Source organism: Methylocystis sp. NC52PC (assembly GCF_055698645.1).
In genome coordinates, this window is record NZ_CP170127.1 from 1,871,611 (window position 1) to 1,892,679 (window position 21,069).

Sequence of the window (21,069 nt, forward strand, 5' to 3'; positions counted from 1 at the left end):
TTACCTTGACACAAGGGTTGTCCCACCTAACTAACGTTCCTGCCACGCAGCTTCTTCGACGAGCCGGGAGGCTGCACGGGGTCTCGTCGTGAAGGAGCATGCGTTGTGATCTTCCGCCAGCTTTTTGACGCTGCTTCGAGCACCTACACCTACTTGATCGCCAGCCGGCGCGGCGGCGAGGCGCTGATCATCGATCCTGTGCTGGAGAAGGTCGATCGCTACCTGCTTCTCGCGCGCGAACTCGATTTACGGCTCGTCAAGGCGGTAGACACTCACCTGCACGCCGATCACATCACAGGCTCGGCCGCGCTACGCGACCGAACCCATTGCATCACGGTGATGGGGGAGCAGACGCAAGCGGATGTCGTCGCCATGCGTGTTGCTGAAGGCGATCGGATCGAAATTGAAGGCGTGAGCCTCGACGTGCTTTACACGCCGGGGCACACCGATGACTCCTATTCATTCGTCATGGGCGATCGAGTTTTTACGGGCGATACGCTGCTTATCCGCGGCACAGGACGTACCGATTTCCAGAATGGCGACGCCAGAGCGCAATATGACTCGATCTTCAACAAGCTGCTGAAACTTCCCGGCGAAACCTTTGTTTATCCCGCCCACGACTACAAAGGCGACACCGTCTCGACGGTCGACGAGGAGAGGCGATACAATCCGCGCCTCCAGGTCGGATCGCCTGAAGAATATGTCGAGCTTATGAGCAGTCTGAAGCTGGCGAATCCCAAGATGATGGACGTGGCGGTGCCGGCCAATATGCACATTGGCCTTCGCCAGGATGAGATTGCGCGCAAGGGGTGGGCCGTTTCGGCGACGGACGCGTTGGCTCTGCGCAGTCGTTCGGACACGGCGTTTGTGGACCTGCGGGAGAAGAGCGAACGCGACAGACACGGAAGCATCCCGGGCTCGCTGCATATGCCTTATACCGATCTGCAAGAGAACCTCGCCGATGGCGGCCTGTTGCACGAACTGGCGGAGACGACTGGCAAGAATATTCTGTTTTATTGCGCTTTCGGCGAGCGCTCCGCAATGGCGGTGGAGGCCGCGCAGAATGCGGGCATTAAGGCGACGCGCCATGTTGAAGGAGGTATCGACGCCTGGAAAAAGGCCCAAGGGCCTTTGGCCCGTTGAATGGATCGCAGTTCGATGCATTTTCCACGCACATCTTGAATTGACGCGGCCCTCGATCCATCAAGCTTGCGTCCACCTCGAAGAGGGATGAACATGATTGATCGGCGCGCTCTCCTACAGGCCGCGTGTGGCGCCTTGATTGGCCCGCCATTGAGCCAGGCGTCTTTTCGTCAATACGCACTGGCGGAAGAAAGCCGGCAACTTCCGTTCGCCAATGGTGAGCGCCCGCTTATACGCTATCCCGGGAAACGCCCATTAATACGGCTTACGACACGACCGCCACAGCTGGAAACGCCGTTCGCTGTCTTTGACGAGGGACCAATCACGCCGAACGACGCCTTCTTTGTCCGTTACCATTTGGCCGACATTCCGCTCGCTATCGATCCAGAGGCCTATCGTATCGATGTCCGCGGCAAGATAGACCGAACCCTGTCCTTGTCGCTCACCGACCTCAAGACAGCCTTTGAGCCGGTCGAACTTGTCGCGGTCAACCAGTGTTCAGGTAACAGCCGCGGATTTTTGGAGCCGCGTGTCGGCGGGGGGCAGCTTGGAAATGGCGCGATGGGGAACGCCCGGTGGCGCGGCGCGTCTTTAAAAGAAGTGCTCGACAAGGCAGGCATTCAGGCCGGCGCGCGTCAAGTCGTTTTCAATGGACTGGATCAACCTGTTTGGCCGGGAACGGCCGACTTCGTCAAATCCTTGGACATTGATCACGCGCGCGATGGGGAAGTCCTGATCGCTTACGCCATGAACGGAGAGGACCTGCCGTGGCTCAATGGATATCCCGCGCGGCTGGTCGTGCCCGGCTATTACGGCACATACTGGATAAAACACTTGAGCGATATTGCAGTCGTGGACGAAACCTTCCCGGGTTTCTGGATGACCACGGCCTATCGCATCCCAGACAACGCTTGCGCATGCACGGAGCCGGGGCGACCGGCAAAAGCGACTGTGCCAATCAAACGATTGAACGTCCGCTCCTTTATCACTAATCTTGCGGATGGCGCTATTGTGAAGGCAAATGCCGACACTGCGATAAAAGGTATCGCCTTCGACGGCGGATACGGGGTCAAATCCGTTTTGTTTTCGAGCAATGGGGGGCGGGATTGGATTGAGGCGAAACTCGGCCCGGACCTCGGCCGCTACTCTTTCCGCGAGTGGAATGTGCTGGCGCAGCTTCCCGCAGGGGAGCATTTCTTGAAAGTTTGCGCACTCAATGCAATCGGCCATGCGCAGCCCTTGGAGCCATTGTGGAGCCCTGCGGGCTACATGCGGAACGTAGTGGAGACCGTGCGTGTAACTGCGCAGTGATGGAGACTTTGAATGTGGACGCTGCTCCGAACTGCTCTCTATGCCTCGCTCGTTCCGACAATTGCTCTGGCGGAGCCAAGCCGTTACGTTCTCCCTGAGGAGACCGCGGCCTTTCAGCCAGGCCTCGGTGTCGAGGCTGTGCAGAACAACTGCTTGTCATGTCACTCGGCAGACTATGTGACCACGCAGCCGCCGCAGCTTGGTCGAAATTTCTGGCAAGGCGTCGTTTCGAGAATGGTGAAAGCGCATAATGCGCCAATTCCTGAATCGGATGTTGAACTCATCGTCGACTATCTTTCCCGCACATACTGACCTTCACCATTTCCAACATCTTCGACCGCGCATTCCGCACTGCTGAGGCAGCCCGAGTAATGCGCGAACCGGCGTGGTCAGCCTCGCCGAGCCGCCTCGATCGCCGCGACGTCGATTTTTGTCATATGCATCATCGCATCAAACGCGCGCTTTGCTTCCGCGCCGCCGGCCGCGAGCGCCTCGGTCAGCACGCGGGGCGTGATTTGCCATGAGACGCCCCATTTGTCTCTGCACCAGCCGCACGCACTCTCCTGGCCGCCATTGCCGACAATAGCGTTCCAGTAGCGGTCGGTCTCTTCCTGATCGTCGGTGGCGATCTGAAACGAGAAGGCTTCGCTGTGTTTGAACGCGGGCCCGCCATTGAGGCCCAGACAAGGGATGCCGGCGACCGTGAATTCAACCGTCAGGACGTCGCCGGCCTTGCCGGACGGGTAGTCGCTCGGGGCATGATGGACTGCGCTCACGGCGCTGTCGGGGAACGTCGCGGCGTAGAAGCGGGCTGCAGCCTCTGCGTCCCTATCGTACCACAGGCAGATCGTATTCTTCGCAACTGTCATTGCATTGTCCTTCCGCTCTTCGACGTCCTCCCGCCGAGGCATCCCTTGCACAGGGGGCGGCTCACTGTCCGCCACGGCGCAGAATTCGCTCGTGCGATCGACCTCTCCCCGACGAAGAGTTGCTTTCAATAGAAGGTCTCGCGTCGGAAGCGTCAATCCAAAGAGTCGATCAGAGTTTAAGCCAGCCTTCTCGACAAAGCCGTACGGGTTGCAGGTGCGGCTGCTAGCGCAACCGAAGAGTTGAGGATCCACGTTTGACGCGGAAAGCAGGTGCGCGGATACTGGACTCATTGGCCGCCGATAGGGTGGCGGCGTGTCAACCTGGGTGCTCGCATGCCGCGTCTCGCGACCACATGCATAAGCGTTGCAGCAGCCGTCGCGTTGATTCCTGGCGCGCTCGCGGGTCCACATGACGCTGGACGGAAAATCGTGCGCCAGGATGCATGCCAAGCCAGTGAGCGCGGCTATACAGCAACATGCGCGACTGGACCCACGGGGCAAAAGCAGCCGATCATGGACATTCCTGGAAGCGTTACGGTCTTACCTCACGATGCGCTGAGCGATATGAGTCCCACGTCGCTCGGACAGGCTGTGAGGAGCGCCGCCGGCGTCAGCGGTTCCGGGCGGTAGCGGTCAATCTCGCAGCAGCGTGACCGCCGGACTAAGGCAGCGCGCCGCTCTCCTCCGGACAAATCCGTCCCGGCGACAGATTATCGAGGGCGTTGGACGCGAGAATTTTTGCCAACGTCTCAAAGCTAATTGGCTTCACATAGTGGCAATCGAACCCGGCCTCCAGGGTAAGCTGGCGGTCCTTTTCGCTGCCCCATCCGCTCAGCGCGACGAGAACGATGTCTTCTCCCCCGGGGGACAAGCGTATTCGACGCGAGATTTCATAGCCGTCCATCTCTGGCATTCCAATGTCGAGGAACGCCAAGTGGGGCTTGAATGCAGCCATGCCGTCCAGCGCTTCGGCGCCGCTGTAAGCAACGCGCGTCTCGGCGCCGAGCGATTGCAACAATACGACGAAACTGTCGGCCACGTCTTTGTCATCGTCGACAACCAACACCCGACGCGAGGTCGATGGCGTGTAGACGCTCGACTCGACCTTTGCGCGCTCGCCCCGCGTGACGACCACGGGCAGAGATATGACAAACTCGCTGCCTTGACCGGCGCCGCCGCTGCGAGCTTCCACGCGGCCTTCGTGCATTTCAGTTAGGCTGCGGACGAGGGCCAAGCCGATGCCGAGACCGCCCTGATCGCGGCCCCTGGCGCGATAGGATTGGGAGAAAAGTTCGAAGACGCGCGGCAGCATTCCTGGAAGAATGCCCATCCCATTGTCGCGCACGCTGACGACGGCGGTTTGCCTTTCGCGCCGCAGTGAAATTTCTATGCGTCCGCCGCGTGGGGTGTATTTCGCTGCGTTATTGATGAGATTGGCGAAGACCTGCGCGAGACGCACAGGATCGCCGTTGACCGCGAGGCGTTCGTCGCCCAGCGATACGACGAGTTCGTGCTGCTCAGACTTGATTAAAGGCTCGCTGATCTCGACCGCCCGTTCGATGATGTCCGCGAGGTTCACGACCCGCCGCTGCAGTGTGATTTTTCCCGTGCTGATGCGAGACACTTCGAGAAGATCGTCGACGAGCCGGACCAGGTGGTCAACCTGACGTTCAACCATCGAGATGAGCGAGCTGGCTTTCTCTCTGGAGGCCGCATCGTCGCCGTTCAACCTGCGCAGGACGTAGACGGCGCTGCGAATGGGAGCCAGTGGATTGCGCAGTTCATGCGCCAGCGTAGCGAGAAACTCGTCCTTCTTACGGCCGGCTGATTCGGCGGTCTCGAGCGCATCGCGGATGATGTACTGAAGGCGCCGGGCTTCAATGGCGGCGCGCAGGGTGCTGACCAACGTGCGTTTGGGGACGGGACGTTCGAGGAAGTTCACGTTCGGACGACGTTCGAGCCAATGCAGCGCAATGAAATCTCTCGAAGCAGCTGATCTGCCAAGGAGCATGACGATTGGCATTGACGACCAGGGCGGCTCTGAATCGATCAAAGCGTCCTGTTTTGCGGCGTCCTTGCCGGCGAGCGCTTCTTCCGCGATGAGCACCGCGCCAGCGCCGATTGCGATCTCGCGGCGAAGCGATTCGAGGTCAGCGCAGACATGGGGACGAAGACCGCTGCGCAAGAGCGTTTGCTCTGCAAGGGCGGCGTCGCGCCCCTGCGGCGTGAGAATGAGGATGCGAAAGTCCGTGGCGTCGTGACTGTCGTGGGCAGCGACGGCAACTGGATTCATTCAAGCCCCCGTGTCCCCGGTCGCGCTGCTATAAACCGGCGTGCCCGTGAGCACTCCAGTAAAGCCGGTCAAGGGTTCGCTCACTCGGACGCTGCCCGGTTGCAGAATGAACTCACGGATGGTGTGCTCGTGCTTCCCACTACGCTTCTTGACCACGGACAGCGCCTTTCGGATCGTCCCTTCCGTTTCAAAATAGCGCAGCAAAAAGACATTGTCGGCCAGAAAGCTCAAATCGGCGCGGTCATCTCGGGACCGAGTATGCCGTGCTGGGTTAAGGTCAGGAGCGTCACAACCTGTCGGCGGTTTAAGTAGGAGACGAGCTCACGGATGTGCAGAAGAACCGTGGGCTCCTCCATTGCCGACTGAAGGTAGCCGTTCAAGGTGTCAATCACCACGACCTTGACATTCTCCTCCTCGACCTGCCGGACAAGAAGATGGGCAATTTGGCCAGCGCTAAGCTCAGCGGGGTCCAAATGGTCTATGTAAAGTCGTCCCGCGTCCCGCGCCGCCGCCAAGTCGAGCCCCAGACCGTGGCTCCGCGTCAAATGAGTCTCGACGCTCTCGTCGAAGAGGAGAAGAGAACTCTTTTCGGCGTGCGTGGCGGCTGCAAACGCGTAGAGCGTCGTGATTGTTGACTTGCCGATGCCCGCAGGTCCGACAACGAGGGTGCTGGAGCCACGTGGAAGCCCGCCGCCGGTGAGGGCGTCAATCTGCCCAATTCCACACTGCAGGGGTTCAGTGCTGGCCAAGCTCACATAGCTTTGGGCGATGAGGCGCGGGTAGACGACAATCCCGCCCGTTGCGATGACGAAATCATGCGCGCCGCTGAGATATCTGCAGCCGCGCATCTTCCTCACACGCAGCCGTCTTCGGTCCGCGCCATAAGTATAATCCGCCTGATGCAGTTCAATTATTCCATCGGCGAGGGTCTGGCTGCGCAGGTCCTTCTCGGTCATGGAGGCTTCGTCCAGCATCACGGTCGTACACGCGCGTGCGGCCATAAAGTCGCGAATACGCTTCAGTTGCCGGCGATAAAAGGCCGGCGTCGGCGCCAAAACCCGAAGGCTCGAAACCGTGTCGAGGACGAGCAGAGTCGGCCGTAGCCGCTCGACCTCAGCGAAAAGATGCGAAAGCGTCTCTCCGACCTCTACCTCGGCCTCCGGAAAGAGCGTGTAATCAGAGGCGCCGTCCCCTTCGCGGGCGTCGTCCGCTAAGTGAGTGGTTTGGACGCCGTCCAGGCTCCAACCGTGCGAAGCCGCGATTGATCCGAGTTGCTCAGGCGTCTCTGCATTCGATGCGAGCAGAGAGGTCTCGCCACGCCTGAGCGCCTCGAGCAGGAATTGCAGCGCAATCGTGGTCTTTCCGCTACCCGGAGGCCCCTCGACCAGCAATAGCGCGCCTCGCGGAAGCCCGCCCTTCAGGACCTCGTCGAGACCAGGGACGCCGGAGCGAAACCGGGGCGTTTCCAGGATGGTAACAGACATTGCGGCGATCCAGGGTCTGTAGACGCGAAACAAACAGTAACGCCGATCGAGACTAAGCTGTTCCTCGCGCCGGGACCAGCCCTCAAACTCGAGCTCGGATTATCTAATAACGACAAACGCTTACGCTAACATCTTCGACGTTCGACCGGCGGGAAGGTCATTCTCCGCGCGACATCCCCTCGGCAGTCGGCGGGCGCGAGACAATCACAGCCGCATCTGCGAAATTCATAGCCGAACTGCCGACGTCCGCTTTCGTAGCCGGCGCTGCGTTACTGCAGCGTACTGCACAACCGCGAAACGCCGTCTGCGTCCACCTTCGCTTCGCACGGTCCAACGAAGGGCCGTCAAAACACATCAGACGAACGACAACTTCACTCCTTCTTCAAACGCCTCGCCAGGGCGAGCGAATCTGAAGGGTCTGCGGAACAAAAAAGCAAAAGCCAAGTTTAGAGTAAAACGCTGCAATTAACCCGCGCGTTCGGCCAAAACTCCATTTACCTCACAGACGCGTCCCAAAGGCCGCTGCGCGACTTAATTAAGCCTCCTGGGGAGCCTAAAATGACGAATAGGCGAGCTGATATCGATTTTGTTGGAAGCGGCGGAGAGACCCACCAGACGGCCTCGGCGTCCATGGAACGACTGACAACCAATCACGGCGTTGCTATCTCTGATAATCAGAATTCGCTCCGAGCAGGGCGGAGAGGCCCGACGCTGCTGGAGGATTTCGCATTCCGTGAGAAGATCTTCCATTTCGACCACGAGCGTATTCCTGAACGGATCGTCCATGCCCGCGGCTCGGGCGCTCGTGGATATTTCGAACTCACGAAGTCGCTCGCGAATTATACCCGCGCGAAAGTTTTGACTGAAGTTGGGCAAAAGACCCAAGTGTTTGTGCGATTCTCGACCGTCGCCGGCGGAGCGGGCTCCGTCGACACCCCGCGCGACGTCAGGGGCTTCGCCGTCAAGTTCTACACGAAGGAAGGAAACTGGGATCTTGTTGGAAACAACATTCCCGTCTTTTTCATCCAGGATGCCATCAAGTTTCCGGATCTCATTCACTCTGTAAAAATGGAGGCCGACAGAGGGTATCCGCAGGCGGCGTCCGCTCACGATACATTCTGGGATTTCATTAGTCTTTCGCCGGAAACCACTCATATGCTGCTGTGGGCAATGTCCGACCGCGCAATCCCACGATCGCTGCGCATGATCGAAGGGTTTGGCGTTCACACATTTCGTTTGACGCTGGACGGCGGCGAATCCCACTTCGTCAAATTTCATTGGCGGCCCAAGCTTGGATTGCAGTCGACCTGCTGGGATGAGGCGGTGAAGATTGCAGGCGCAGACCCGGATTTTCATCGCCGCGATTTGTATGAAGCGATCGCGAGCGGCAATTTCCCCGGGTGGGATCTCGGGGTGCAGATCTTCACTGAAGAGCAAGCTCTGCAGTTTCCTTTTGACGTGCTCGACGCGACAAAACTCGTGCCCGAAGAAATCGTTCCGGTCCAGGTGGTTGGACGCTTGGTTTTGAACGAGAATCCGGACAATTTTTTCGCCGAAACAGAACAGGTGGCGTTTCTGCCATCAAACATGCCGCCCGGGATCGAAGCGTCCGAAGACCCATTGCTTCAAGGTCGATTCTTTTCCTATCAGGATACGCAACTCTCGCGTCTGGGAAGCACGAATTTTCATCAGATCCCGGTCAATCGCCCAAAGGGGTGCCCGTTTCACAATATGCAGCGAGACGGCCACATGCAGACGATGGTTCCCATGGGCCGGGCCAACTATGAACCAAACAGCCTTGCGGAAGCGGGCGAACCGGGTGGGCCGCGTGAGACGCCGTCAGGATACCGGACACACCCTGTCCCGATCGAGGGCGTCAAGGCGCGGGTGCGTTCGGAGACTTTCGCCGATCATTACTCCCAGGCCCGGCTCTTTTACCGCTCACAGTCAAATGTTGAGCAGCAACACATTGCATCCGCAATCGTCTTCGAACTTTCGAAGGTTCAGATTCCCTCTATCAGAGGCCGGATCCTACAAAACCTGCTCAATGTCGATGTAACTCTCGTCGAGCGGGTATCGAGGGGGCTCGGCATAAAGGCCCCGACCGAACCCGCGCCGCGCGCCGCCGAAATCGTCGACATGACGCCGTCGCCGGCGTTGCGTCTGATTGATAAATATCCGCCGACGTTGGAGGGTCGCTGTATTGGAATCCTCGTTACGGACGGCGCAGACGGGAAGCTGCTGGAGGCGTTGATAAGCGCCGTCACAAAAGCCCGCGCGAACGCTAAAATCGTCTCCTCGAGGATCGGTGGAGTGATGCTGAAGGACGGTTCGACCCTTCCAGCAGATGCGCAACTTCAGGGAAGCCCGTCGGCGATATTTGACGCTGTGGTCCTGCTCGTCGCCAAAGAAGGCGCTTCAGCGCTGCTCGCGGATCGCGCCGCCATTAATTTCGTGAGCGACGCCTATGCCCATTTGAAGGCGATTGCGGTCACGCCAGAAGCCAGGGCTATTCTGGACAAGGCCGACGTCAAGGCAGACGAGGGCGTCGTAGACGCCTCCAAGGCCGCCGCCTTCGTGAAGGCCGCAGCAAAACGCTACTATGCACGTGAAGCGACGATCCATGCTCCGTAATATATAATTGTTCGGCTCAGGCATAAGGACCAACTATGAAAGCGTTCTACTGTCAGAATTGCGGACACACGGTCGTATTCGAGAATACAATCTGCATAAGTTGCGACCGCCATCTCGGGTACGATCCCACGCGCGATCGAATGGTGTCTGTCGAAGCCGACGGCGGGGGATGGCGCACCCATGATGCGGCTCCAGAGCGGTATCGCTTTTGCAAGAACTGGGAGATGCGCGGATGCAATTGGCTGATCGCGCTCGACTCCAAGGAAGAATTTTGCGAAGCGTGCCGCCACAATCGGACCATTCCAAATATATCAGATCCCGCCTCCGCTGTGGCGTGGCAGAAGATCGAGCTGGCGAAGCGGCGGCTTTTGTACAGCTTGATCAAGCTCGGACTCCCGCATCCGTCTGCGGCGGACGAAGATCCGGAGCCGCTTATCTTTGACTTCCTGGAGCCCGAACATTCCAGGCCAGTTTTCACGGGGCACGATTGCGGCGTCATTACAATCTCTCTCGCTGAAGCCGATGATGCAGCGAGGGAGAAGACGCGACAGGACATGGGCGAACCTTACCGAACGCTTCTGGGGCATTTCAGGCATGAGATCGGCCATTACTACTGGGACAGGCTGGTTCGGGACGACAACGCAATCCAGCAGTTCAGGAGCATGTTTGGCGACGAGCGCGTAGACTACGAAGCCTCCCTGAAACGACATTACGAGGCGGGTCCTCCAGCCGATTGGCAGGATCGCTACATCAGCGCCTATGCCTCTACCCATCCATGGGAGGACTTCGCAGAAACATTCGCGCACTATCTACATATTGTCGACACGCTCGAAACGGGAAGAGCCGCGGGCCTCACTCTGAGACGAGCAGATGGCAAGGCGGCCGCCGTTGCATTCGATCCCTATCGGTTTCCAAAAATGGCGGACATGCTCGACCATTGGCTCGATCTGGCCTTTGCGCTCAACAACATCGCGCGTGCGATGGGACAGGCGGATCTCTACCCCTTCGTTATTTCTCCGACCGTCTCCGAAAAGCTGGGCTTCGTACAGACCGTCATCCAGTCGAAGGCCGATGAATTGGCCTCCCACGGCGAATCAATGCAGCCACACAGTGTGATGGTTGTAGCGCCCAGGATGAACGCAGGATAGATAAGCCAGTAACAATCACAATATCTAGTCGAACAGAGAAACGAGCGCGGCTAACTATAAATAGCGAGAGGTCGGCTTTCGCCACCACAACTCGGACGCTACGGTCTGACAGAGCGTCAATAGGAGCGCAGACCTTAATAACCTGCCGCGAGCGCTCCGCGATGCCTCGGATCGGCGGCGCCAGTCAGAAGACCATCCTTGCGAGCGATCGTATACGCGGACCCCATCGCTTCGCGCACGACCACTCGGTGCCCGAAGGCCTCGAGGATACGGATGGTGTCTGGTGAAACGCCGCGTTCGATGCGCAATTCGTCGGGCTGCCACTGATGGTGGACGCGGGGCGCCTGCGCGGCCTCCGCAACGTTTAGACCGTGGTCGACGGTGTCCAGAATAATTTGAAGCACGATGGAAATGATGCGCGAGCCCCCCGCGCCTCCTGTCACCAATTCCAGCATCCCGTCCTTGAAAACCATCGTTGGACTCATGGAGGAGAGCGGGCGCTTTGCGGGCGCAGGCGCGTTGGCGTCGCCGCCGAGCAATCCGTAATTGTTCGGAGCGCCCGGCTTCGCGGAAAAATCGTCGAGTTCGTCATTCAGCAGGACGCCCGTCCCTTCAGCAACGAGCCCGGAGCCGTAGGGGAGGTTGAGGGTATAGGTATTTGCGACCGCGTTTCCATTTTCGTCGACGATCGAAAAATGAGTCGTCTGGTCGCTTTCGTAGCGCTCAGGGCGGCCAGGCGAGACCTCGATGGCGGGCCGGGCGTGATCGCTGACGATTTTTTTCCGCAAATCATCGGCGTAGATTTTCGAGATGAGGCTGCTTACGGGAATTTGCACAAAGTCGGGATCGCCCAGATAGAGGGAGCGGTCGGCGAAGGCGAGTTTCTCCGCCTCCGCCATCGCGTGGATGGTCGCCGCGGAATTGAAGCCCTGCGCCCCCAGCGGAAAGCCTTCGAGAATATTGGCGATCTCGATGATGTGCACGCCGCCGGAGGAAGGTGGCGGCATCGAGACGATCCCATGCCCTCGATAGTTTCCACGCACCGGCTCGCGCTCAACAGCATGGTAGCCCGCCAAATCCTCCAAAGTCATGCGCCCTCCCGCCTCCTGGACTGCGGCGACGATCTTCTCGGCCACCGGGCCGGTATAGAAGCCAGCCGCTCCCCGGGACGCGATCGTCTCCAACGTCGCTACGAGGTCGTTGAGGGCAAGATGATCGCCTGGGCGCGGCGCCGTTTTATCAGGCCTCAGATAGATCTTTGCGGAAGAAGGGTGGCGCGCGAGCGCCGCCGCGGCGAAGGGAAGCGAATCCGCGAGATCGTCATCGACCATCAGGCCTTGGCGCGCCAGAGCCGCCGCCGGGGCGATCAATTCGGCGAAGGTAAATCGGCCCGATCCATATTTGCGCCAAGCGAGCTCCAACCCGGCTACTGTCCCTGGCACGCCGATCGATAGGCCGCTGAAAAGTGACTTCACGCGGTCCGGTTGGCCTTTCTCGTTGAGAAACATGTCCTTTGTGGTCCGCGCCGGCGCCGTCTCGCGGTAATCGACGCAGGTTGTTGTCTTGCTCTCCGACAGATGAATCAACATAAACCCGCCGCCGCCGAGATTGCCGGCGCGCGGCAAGGTTACCGCAAGCGAAAATCCTACAGCGACCGCGGCGTCCACGGCGTTGCCTCCCTTCTTCAAAATGTCTATCCCAACCCGAGAAGCCGCCGCCTCCTGACTAACGACCATAGCGTGTCGTGACGTCACAGGCCGAGCGATCGCCAGATCAGACGCGATCGTTTGGCTTTGCGCCGAGACCTGAGAACTGAGTAGAAACATCGCAAAGATTGATAGCCATATCTTTTGCAGCTTGCGCAGGTCTGCTTTTTGCGCATTCATTCAGCTCTCCCTCGTCCCGTCGCGACAAGACAAACATAGCTGGCCCAGTCAGACAATTGCTGATGCGCGTCGTCGAAGCAGCCGCGCTTGCGCAACCGCGTCAGTCAAACTCTGAGACGACCCTTCGGTCAGCCGCTGCGACTCGAGAAAAGCGTTGTCGACCGTCGGCGGCGAGAAGCTCGGCTTTCCGGCCGGCTTCCGCTTCATTTGGCGACCGGAGTCCATAGGTTTCAAATTGAAACCAGAGCGCGTCAGCCTTATACTCGCGCCGGAATCGACTCCCCGGGGCCGGAGGAATTGCGCTTGGCTGAACACAGAAGCATAGGGGACGGTCATTTATCAGGGGAGCGCTTCTACGCTGACGGCCATCCGCTCGATGAAGTCCATTACATTGAAGCCAAGATCATCTTGAATGGGCTCCGCTTCACCTCGGTCCAGAGTTTCAAGGATTTTGCCAAGATCGTGCGCAAGGCGGCCAAGCGCGCCGGCGTCGATTTCGAGACGGAGTCTTGCGAGGGCCTGCGTCCTCAAATTCGAGAGGTGCTGTTTCTCGACACCAAGGACTTCGCACTTTATAATAACTTCTTCATTCTGCGCCGCCGCACGTCGTATGAAGACGGGTTTCCCGCGGGCGAACCGGAAATCGTCTTCAAGTTTCGGCATCCTGATCTCGACGCCGCGTCGGCGCTGGATGTGCGGCCGAGCATACAGGGAGCCTATCGCATCAAGTTCAAGGAAGAATGGCTGCCACGAAAGGACCGTATTGGCGGTTCGCGTTCGCTATTCTCCCATAACGTCGAATTCAAATTGAATCCCTTGCATTTCGCTAACGATCTCACGTCGAGCGAGACGCTTGCCGAGGTCTTTCCCGCCCTGCAGCCGTTGCTCAGTCGCACGAGACGACACTTGCAACTCGTCAATCACACGGCGGTCGAGGAGGTGCTGCAACAGCTCGGCGCCCTGGATTTTGGCAAGGGATTCGAGGCGGCTAGCAATGTCTCTGTATGGCGCGCACGGGGAGACCATCGCCAACTCGTGGGTGAATTTTCTTTTCAGAGCAAGTTCCAGCGGCGGGAGGATTTGAGCGCCAAGGCGCTCGAAAAATGCGCCGCGTTTTTTGCTTTGCTGCAACACGAGGCGCAGGACTGGGTCAGCCTTGGCGTCACCAAAACAGCCGCGGTATATCGGCTCAAAGGCAATCCTCCGCAAAGCCATGAGTAAAGAATTGCATCCCGAGACAGAGGTGTCGCTCGGAAGGATTTTTCTGGCGTTCTTGACGATCGGCGCAACCAGTTTCGGCGGCGGCGTGGTCGGCTATCTGCGCTCGAGTCTGGTCGGATCGCTCAAATGGGTCGACGACGAGACTTTCGTCGAACTGCTCTCCATCAGCCAGTGCCTTCCCGGCCTCAACGCCTCCAATATGGCCATTCTCGTCGGCGACCGGTTGCGCGGCGGCGCCGGGGCCCTTTGCGCGCTTATTGGAATCTGTCTGCCCGGCGGGCTCATTATGGCGGCTGCGGCCGCCGCGTATCATGCAACGCATCGGGACTACCCCATCGTCACGGCGGTGCTTCATGGGGTGTCGGCGGCGGCCGTCGGCATGGTGCTCTACGTGGCTATCCAACTCGGCGCCAAGACCATCCGTCGCCCCTCTGAAATCTTCTTTGCCGCCGTCGCCCTTTTCATTGTTGCGGGGCTTCACCAATCCGTCCTGCTGGCGCTGGTTGCGGTCGGCGCGGTGGCGACAATCTGCTATCGTCCTAGGCGTGATCCATGAAAGAGATGATCGGTTTGGTGGGCGTTTCCGCTTATCTGTCGCTGCTCACGGTCGGCGGCGGCATGGCGGCCTTCCCGGAAATGAAGGACCTTACTGTTCGAGTCTTTCATTGGCTGACGGATTCGGAGCTCGTGCATCTTTACAGCCTCGGCCAAATGGCTCCGGGTCCCAATATGATGATGATCGCCGCCATCGGCGAGTGGGTCGCCGGACCGAGCGGCGCGTTGCTTGTAACCATTGCTTTTTTCCTTCCGGCCGGAATGTTGACGTGGTGGGTTGGCCGACTCTGGACGAATCTCGCTGACTGGCCCTGGCGCGCCTCGATCCAGCGCGCGCTTGGCGCGGTGTCGATTGGTCTGCTGCTCGCCGGCGTCATCAGCATTGCGAAGGCGGCGGTCGCGGGATGGACTGGCGGCGCGATCGCCGCCGCCGTGTTCGCCGTTTTAATGCTCACGCATATGAATCCCTTGCCGCTCATGTTGCTGGCGGCGGGGGCGGGCGTCTTTCTTTTTCGTTAGGGCGGCGCCCCCGAAGTCTTGAAGGAAACGGCTCCGACCATCTCCTGTCTGGCGCGCAAAATGCTTCCCTGCGCTTGGTGTCAAACAAAGTCGGGAAGCGGACATGTCCGAGGCGCAAACATCAACTAATGGTTATTTTATCGACTGGGACGGCAAGCTTCGCCCAATCGACCAGCCCGGCAAAGGCCTGCGTTGCGAAGTGGATCTCAAAGCAAAATATGTAATGGTTTTCAACAAATATGGTGGCTTGGACCACGAATCCACCTGGTACCCGGACGAGGCCGCCGTTGCGAAGGCCGGCATCAAGATCGCTTACGCGGACCTCGAGGCGCCGATCCGCATTTCCTCGATCAGCTGAGGGATCGCCCGTCACGCGGCGCGCTTGGCCAGCAGCCGGCTGTTCGCCGCGATAGAGAATTCCCGCCAAGCGGCCGCGATGTCGCGCAACGTAGTCGAGACATATTCTTTCGACGGCCTGTGCTCCAGCGGAAAATTCGAAAGCGCACAGGACGTCTGGTTGAAGTCGATCGCCGCGTCCAGCAGGGCCTGGATGGCGCCGTTGAATGCGGCCTGCACTTGCGGCGAGAGATCGCAGCGTCCGCGTTCGACTGCGACGTCGGTGAGATCGAAAGGCAAGTCTTCGATCACCGCCAGCGCCTCGGCGAACAGGGCCTCCATCGCGCCGAGCATCGCCCGCTGCGTGAGTTGCTCCCTTTGTCCACGTGACAGAGCGTCTTTCAGTCTTTCCCGATAGCTCGCGAAAGTCGCCGTGCGCTTCGAAGCGACCCATTGCGCAAAGCGCTCGAGCGAGCGCTGGTTGACGTCAAGGGAGTCATACGACGCGCGTCGCGTTTCGGCGCGTCGGGCGGGCGCCAGTTGCCCTTCGATGCGCCGGGCGGCGTTGAGGGCGCCCTCGACATAGCCGCCCCCGTCGCGCGCCGTCTCCGTCCCGCCGATATAGAGCTTGCCGTCCCAGAGCGGCGCGCCAAGGAGCGGCGCGCCATAGTCGGGATGCGCGCCCGACCCGGCCCGGTCCTCTTCCGAACAGGTGAAGGGCTCCCGCGCCCAATCCAGGAGATGCAGCTCCCCATTTTCGAGCGCCTTGCCGAAGAGCTGGACGAATTGGCTGGCCGCGAGCATCGGAAGGCCCTTGCGAAACCGCTCGCGCGCGTTGGGCGGCAGTGCGAAAAAGCCGCCGAGCGCGGCCCTCTCGCCTGAAGCGTCGCAGGCGTCGAAAACTTCGCCGAGCACGGCCTGCCCGTGAGGCACGAAGGCGTTTCCGGAAAGTCCGCGCGCGCGCCAGGCCGGCGGGTCGGAAAAGCCGATGACCGCTTTGGCTTGCGCCGCCATCCAGGTGGGCGTGTCTTGCATTGTCGCCGTAAGGTCGGCGGGCAGGGGCGGGGCAAAGTGTATCCGTTCGACCATAAGGCGCGGCGGGAGGGCGAGAACGACCTTGCGGGCGCATGTGATCACCGTCTCGCCGCGGCGATCGAACCGGAGTTCGACATATTCGTGACAATTGCGCGCCTGCAACAGAACATGTTGGAGATGCGCCTTCGCGCCGGGAACCTCGGCGGCCAAACGCTCGACGAGCGCCGCCATGCCGCCGTGCAACCGGCGAGCCCCGCCGTGCAGGCGAGGCGAAAATTGGACGGCTGGGGGCGCTTCCGCATCGCTCATCAGCAAGACGTCGCCGGGGTCGTGCTGATCGAAAGCCTTGAGGCCGAGCTCGCCAATGAGCGCGACCATTGCCGGCTGGCTGTCCGGCCAAAACCAGGTCGGCCCAAGATCGAGCTTTTGTCCGCTTGGCGGGTTTTCTACAGAAAAAGCGCGGCCGCCCAACCTGTCGCGCGCCTCGAACAGCGCGACGGCGGCGCCTGCCTTTGCAAGGCGCCGGGCGAGCGCGAGGCCGCAAATCCCAGCGCCCACTATTGCGACATCGAGCACTGCGCGCTCCGCTTCGTTTCCTTGGGACGCGTGACGCAAGGCGCGTGCCGCCACGCGTGTATTACTAAAGCGCTCGAGAGCGTGACGCTTCACGAGGCGCGCGTTTGCCTGGCGCGGCTTCAGCAGCGGCCAATGATCCAAAGCGGTCGGCGGCCGGTCGGGACGGCGTCTCCTCTTGTCCTTCTGTTCAGCCGTTTGCCTGAGCAGCCCGCCACTCTATCTCTTGTTTGAACGTCTTGACCGAAGCAAGTCGCACGGCGCAGAGGCCAGCTTTGCTGGGCGCAAGCGCCCGGGGAATGCGCCAGCGCTACGGACGAGGCGAGGATGTCGCGCAACGGCCAGTTGCGCCCGCTGTGGAGCGGCGCGAGCGAAAGCCAAACATTGGGCGAAACAGGAGCATGATGCAGGGACTGACGACCCTCGAGGCGCGCGCGCGCCTCGCCGAATTCGGCCCGAACACACTGCCAGAAGCGCGACCGCCCTCCTTCGCAGCGGTTTTCCTCAGACAGTTTCTCAGTCCGCTGATTTACATTCTCGTCGCCGCGGCCGCCGTTGCGATGACGATCGGCGACGCAAAAGACGCCGCTTTCATCGGCGTCGTATTGATCGTCAACGGGCTTATCGGCGCGGTTCAGGAATATTCGGCGGGTCAGGCGGCGGCCGCGCTGCGCCAGAAGGATCAGCCCCACGCGCTCGTGTTGCGCGACGGCGTCCAGCAGGAGATTGACGCGCGCGATCTCGTGCCGAGCGACATCGTCTTCCTCGAGGCCGGACGCCGCGTGCCTGCGGACATGCGCCTCATCGAGACGGTTGATCTGCGCTGCGATGAATCGCTGCTCACAGGCGAATCTCTCCCAGTGAAAAAGCGCGCCGCGGCCGATGTGAAGCCGGCGCCGCGCGACGGGATGGCCTTCGCCGGGTCGATGGTCATCCGTGGGCGCGGCGTCGGCGAAGCGACGGCGACGGGTCGCGCGACGGAGGTTGGCAAAATCGCCGGAGAGCTCATCAAGCCGTCTGCGTCTCAGCCGCCGCTGATCATCCGAATGGAGCGCTTCTCCAAGCTCATCGCCATTCTGGTCGCCGTGGCCGTCGCGATTCTGATGATCGTCGGTTATTTGCGCCATATCGGCCTCGTGGACCTTTTCATGATGGCGGTCGGACTCGCCGTCTCGGCCATTCCGGAAGGACTTCCGGTCGCGATCGCCGTGGCGCTGGCGATCGGCATGCGGCGCATGGCCAAAGCCAATGTGATCGTGCGGAAGATGGCGGCGGTCGAGTCGCTCGGCTCCTGCACCCTCATCGCCACCGACAAGACCGGCACGCTCACCCGCAATGAGCTCACCGTCACCGAAATCGTCTTGGCCGACGGATCGGCTCTCTCCCTTCAGCCGGACGAGGGCGTCGAATCCTATTGCTTCCGCGGCGCAGCGCCCAATGAACAGGCCGATCTCCTGCTCGCGGCGCTGCTGCGTGCGGCAGCGCTCCCCAATGAAGCAGAGATCCGGCGCGAGAGGGAAGAGGTTCGGGGCGTAGGCGACACCGTCGACGTCGCCCTGCTCGTCGCCGCGCACCGAAGCGGCGTCGGGCATGAGGAGCTCAGAGCGCGCTATCCGCTGGTGAAGCGCATCCCCTACGAGCCAGACCTCAAATATGCGGCGTCCTTCCATCTCCACGAAGAGAAGGACGCCGTGCGCGTCTTCGTGAAGGGCGCCCCGGAGACGTTGATCGCCATGGCCGGCCGGATGGATGTCGGCGGCGCGCTGGCGCCAATCGACCGCGACGCCCTCTCTCGACAGAAGGACGCGCTTTCGGCCCGAGGGCTGCGCGTTCTGGCCTTCGCCGAGGGCGAGATCGCGCCGGAGCCGGACCATGGCTATGGCCCGCGCCATCTCGAAAACCTCGTATTTCTCGGCCTCGTCGGCATGCATGATCCGCTGCGGCCGGACGTGCGGCGCGCCATCGGCGCGTGTCATGACGCCGGCGTCGTTGTGACGATGGTGACCGGCGACGCCCCCGGCACGGCCGCGGCCATCGCCAAAGAGGCGGGCATGGCTTTTTCCCCGGACCAGATCGTGACGGGCGACGCGGTGAAGCGCGCAGAGGAAGCGGGAGAAAGCGCGCTCGACGCGTTGACCCGCCGCGCGCGGATCTACGCCCGCGTCGAGCCGATCCAGAAGCTCGCAATCGTCCTGTCGCTGACGCGCAACGGCCATTTCGTCGCCGTCACGGGCGATGGGGTGAATGACGCGCCGGCGCTCAAACATGCGCATGTCGGCGTCGCAATGGGCAAGCAGGGGACGGACGTCGCAAAGGAAAGCGCAGACATCATCATCGCCGACGATAATTTCGCATCGATCGTGCGCGGCGTTTTCGAAGGCCGCGTCGCCTACGCCAATATCCGCAAGGTCATCTTCCTTCTGGTTTCGACCGGCGCAGCCGAGCTGCTTCTCTTCCTGCTCGCGATCCCGGCCGGCATGCCCATGCCCCTGTTGCCCGTGCAATTGCTGTGGCTCAACCTCGTCACCAATGGCGTTCAGCATGTCGCGCTGGCCGCCGAAAAGCCGGAGGGCGACGAGCTAACCTATCCGCCGCGCAAGCCGGAGGAGCCGATCTTCGACCGGGTGATGATCACGCGCAACGCCTATTCGGCGCTCGTCATGGCCGGAGTCGGCTTCGGCCTGTTTTACTGGCTGATCGCTCAGGGCGCCGACGCCGATCACGCGCGGAACCTGCTGCTTCTGCTTTTCGTCATCTTTGAAAACTTCCAGGCGCTGAATGCGCGTTCGGAACGTCATTCGCTCTTCCACAGGGGGCTTTTCTCCAGTCCGCTGTTGGTTGCGAGCGTCTTCGGCGCGCAGGCGCTTCATCTAGCGGCGTCGCATGTCCCCGGCCTCGCCGATACGCTGCAAATCTGGCCGCCGACGGTCGCGGAATGGGGCGCGTTGCTCGCCGCGGGCTCGTCGCTCCTCCTCGTGATGGAGCTGGAAAAATGGTGGACGGAGCGCCACAAGCGGCCGAAGTCGCGGCGAGGGCCCGCGGCTGTGACCGCCGCGTCCGCCCGCCTTCGCGGCTACGCGGCCGTCGCGGCGAGCGTCGCGATTTTCGTGACGGCGGTCGTGGGCGGAGCGCTTTATTGGCGAACGATTCGGCAAGGCGCGCCTCATGAACTTGCGACAGTCGAGCGCGGCGAGATCGTCGGCGTTGCCGAAGTGGCGGGCGTCGTCGTTTCCGCGCCGCCGGCCGAGGCGGCTGCGCCTGTCGCCGGGAAGATCGAGGCTGTCGCCTGCAACAACGGCGAGCGCGTCGAAGCGGGGCGGGTCTGCGCCAGGATCATTCCGCCTGACCGCCAAGCCGAAATCGACCGCGCCCGCAGGGCCCTCTCTGCCGCGCAGGCGGCGCAGCGCAAGAGCGCCACCGCGGTCGACCGTGCGGCGAGGGCGCGCGCCAGCGCCGCGATCGCCCGCGCAAAGGCCCGTCTGGCGCAAGCGCAGACCGTGACGGTCCAGCGCGAAGCGGCGTTGCGCGCGGCGCAGGAGAAGGGCGCGCCGGTCGTCGCGCCGATCGGCGGGACCATTGGCGAGAGCCGCCTGGAGACCCGCCGCGCAACGCATGTGGGCGAGCGGCTTTTTCAGGTCACGCCAGCGGAAAGAACCTTGCGCATTGAAGCTGTCGCCCCCGACGCGGGCGCGCCGCCGCCGCTCGGCGCCCCGGCGACGGTGAGTTTTACTAGGGATCCGTCTCAGCGCGTCAAAGGCGAGGTGCTCGCAACCCTTCAAGGAAAGGACGGCCCGAGGATCGTCATTGAGACCCCGACCCTCCCCTTCCAGTGCGCAACCCGGCGCGACGGCGTTGCTGCACATAGAGCTCGACCGCAGAAAAGATGTCCTGCGCGTTCCGCGCCATGCCCTGCAATACGCGCCCGCAGGCAGCGCGTCGCTGGAGCCGCCGCCCGCCGGATGGGCGCGCGTGTGGGCGTGGCGCAACGGGGTCGCGGTTCCGGTCGTCATCCAGCCGGGCCTCGATGACGGCGTATTTGTCGAGATCAAGGCCGGGGCGATC

16 protein-coding genes are annotated in these 21,069 nt (G+C 61.2%); 10 read left to right on the plus strand and 6 right to left on the minus strand.

Going from position 1 to position 21,069, the window contains the following annotated elements; genetic code table 11:
- Positions 1 to 105: 105 nt before the first annotated feature.
- The 3 genes from ACETII_RS11070 to sorB all read left to right on the plus strand — a co-directional run bounded on the left by ACETII_RS11070 (position 106) and on the right by sorB (position 2,766).
- Positions 106 to 1,143 carry an MBL fold metallo-hydrolase gene (locus ACETII_RS11070; RefSeq protein WP_472788060.1) on the plus strand — a complete coding sequence of 346 codons (1,038 nt, stop codon included), beginning with the start codon at positions 106 to 108 and terminating at the stop codon, positions 1,141 to 1,143.
- A gap of 93 nt (positions 1,144 to 1,236) precedes the next feature.
- Entirely contained in the window at positions 1,237 to 2,454 is a 1,218-nt protein-coding gene (sorA, locus tag ACETII_RS11075; protein WP_472788152.1) for a SorA family sulfite dehydrogenase catalytic subunit, read from the plus strand.
- 12 nt (positions 2,455 to 2,466) lie between these two features.
- Positions 2,467 to 2,766 carry a SorB family sulfite dehydrogenase c-type cytochrome subunit gene (gene sorB / locus ACETII_RS11080; RefSeq protein WP_363345874.1) on the plus strand — a complete coding sequence of 100 codons (300 nt, stop codon included), beginning with the start codon at positions 2,467 to 2,469 and terminating at the stop codon, positions 2,764 to 2,766.
- 77 nt (positions 2,767 to 2,843) lie between these two features.
- Here sorB and ACETII_RS11085 read toward each other — a convergent pair whose 3' ends face one another.
- The 4 genes from ACETII_RS11085 to ACETII_RS11100 all read right to left on the minus strand — a co-directional run bounded on the left by ACETII_RS11085 (position 2,844) and on the right by ACETII_RS11100 (position 7,100).
- On the minus strand, positions 2,844 to 3,323 hold the full coding sequence (locus tag ACETII_RS11085; RefSeq protein ID WP_363345876.1) for a VOC family protein: 480 nt from the start codon (positions 3,321 to 3,323) through the stop codon (positions 2,844 to 2,846).
- A 661-nt stretch (positions 3,324 to 3,984) separates the two neighbouring features.
- Positions 3,985 to 5,430 (minus strand): hybrid sensor histidine kinase/response regulator, encoded by a 1,446-nt coding sequence (locus ACETII_RS11090; protein ID WP_472788061.1) that lies wholly within the window; start codon positions 5,428 to 5,430, stop codon positions 3,985 to 3,987.
- Positions 5,431 to 5,616: 186 nt separating this feature from the next.
- Positions 5,617 to 5,847, minus strand: a complete 231-nt coding sequence (locus ACETII_RS11095; RefSeq protein WP_472788062.1) for a hypothetical protein — start codon at positions 5,845 to 5,847, stop codon at positions 5,617 to 5,619.
- Entirely contained in the window at positions 5,844 to 7,100 is a 1,257-nt protein-coding gene (locus tag ACETII_RS11100; protein WP_472788063.1) for an ATPase domain-containing protein, read from the minus strand. The genes ACETII_RS11095 and ACETII_RS11100 overlap by 4 nt, the downstream gene beginning before the upstream one ends.
- Positions 7,101 to 7,658: 558 nt before the next feature.
- Here ACETII_RS11100 and ACETII_RS11105 point away from each other — a divergent pair.
- Together ACETII_RS11105 and ACETII_RS11110 are read left to right on the plus strand one after the other, a co-directional pair.
- Positions 7,659 to 9,734: a catalase gene (locus ACETII_RS11105; protein WP_472788064.1), complete on the plus strand. Its 2,076-nt coding sequence runs from the start codon at positions 7,659 to 7,661 to the stop codon at positions 9,732 to 9,734.
- Between the two features lie 35 nt (positions 9,735 to 9,769).
- Complete coding sequence (locus ACETII_RS11110; RefSeq protein ID WP_472788065.1) at positions 9,770 to 10,882, plus strand: zinc-binding metallopeptidase family protein; 1,113 nt, start codon at positions 9,770 to 9,772, stop codon at positions 10,880 to 10,882.
- A gap of 134 nt (positions 10,883 to 11,016) precedes the next feature.
- On the opposite strand, the gene ggt is transcribed toward ACETII_RS11110, so the two are convergent.
- Positions 11,017 to 12,708, minus strand: coding sequence for a gamma-glutamyltransferase (gene ggt, locus ACETII_RS11115; protein WP_472788153.1), 1,692 nt, complete (start codon positions 12,706 to 12,708; stop codon positions 11,017 to 11,019).
- Between the two features lie 363 nt (positions 12,709 to 13,071).
- On the opposite strand from ggt, the gene ACETII_RS11120 reads away from it, so the two are divergent.
- The 4 genes from ACETII_RS11120 (at position 13,072) to ACETII_RS11135 (ending at position 15,421) form a co-directional block, all read left to right on the plus strand.
- Entirely contained in the window at positions 13,072 to 13,989 is a 918-nt protein-coding gene (locus ACETII_RS11120; RefSeq protein ID WP_472788066.1) for a hypothetical protein, read from the plus strand.
- Complete coding sequence (locus tag ACETII_RS11125; RefSeq protein ID WP_472788067.1) at positions 13,982 to 14,545, plus strand: chromate transporter; 564 nt, start codon at positions 13,982 to 13,984, stop codon at positions 14,543 to 14,545. The genes ACETII_RS11120 and ACETII_RS11125 overlap by 8 nt, the downstream gene beginning before the upstream one ends.
- Entirely contained in the window at positions 14,542 to 15,063 is a 522-nt protein-coding gene (locus tag ACETII_RS11130; protein ID WP_363345892.1) for a chromate transporter, read from the plus strand. The genes ACETII_RS11125 and ACETII_RS11130 overlap by 4 nt, the downstream gene beginning before the upstream one ends.
- 103 nt (positions 15,064 to 15,166) lie before the next feature.
- The gene (locus ACETII_RS11135; protein ID WP_472788068.1) at positions 15,167 to 15,421 is read left to right on the plus strand and encodes a hypothetical protein; all 255 of its coding nucleotides are present in this window, start codon (positions 15,167 to 15,169) and stop codon (positions 15,419 to 15,421) included.
- Between the two features lie 11 nt (positions 15,422 to 15,432).
- Here the strand turns inward: ACETII_RS11135 and ACETII_RS11140 are convergent, their stop codons facing one another.
- Positions 15,433 to 17,010, minus strand: a complete 1,578-nt coding sequence (locus ACETII_RS11140) for a flavin monoamine oxidase family protein (RefSeq protein WP_472788069.1) — start codon at positions 17,008 to 17,010, stop codon at positions 15,433 to 15,435.
- Between the two features lie 398 nt (positions 17,011 to 17,408).
- Between ACETII_RS11140 and ACETII_RS11145 the strand changes: the two genes are divergently transcribed.
- A complete protein-coding gene (locus ACETII_RS11145) occupies positions 17,409 to 21,035 on the plus strand; it encodes an HAD-IC family P-type ATPase (RefSeq protein WP_472788070.1) in 3,627 nt (1,208 codons plus the stop codon).
- The last annotated feature ends 34 nt before the right edge of the window (positions 21,036 to 21,069 follow it).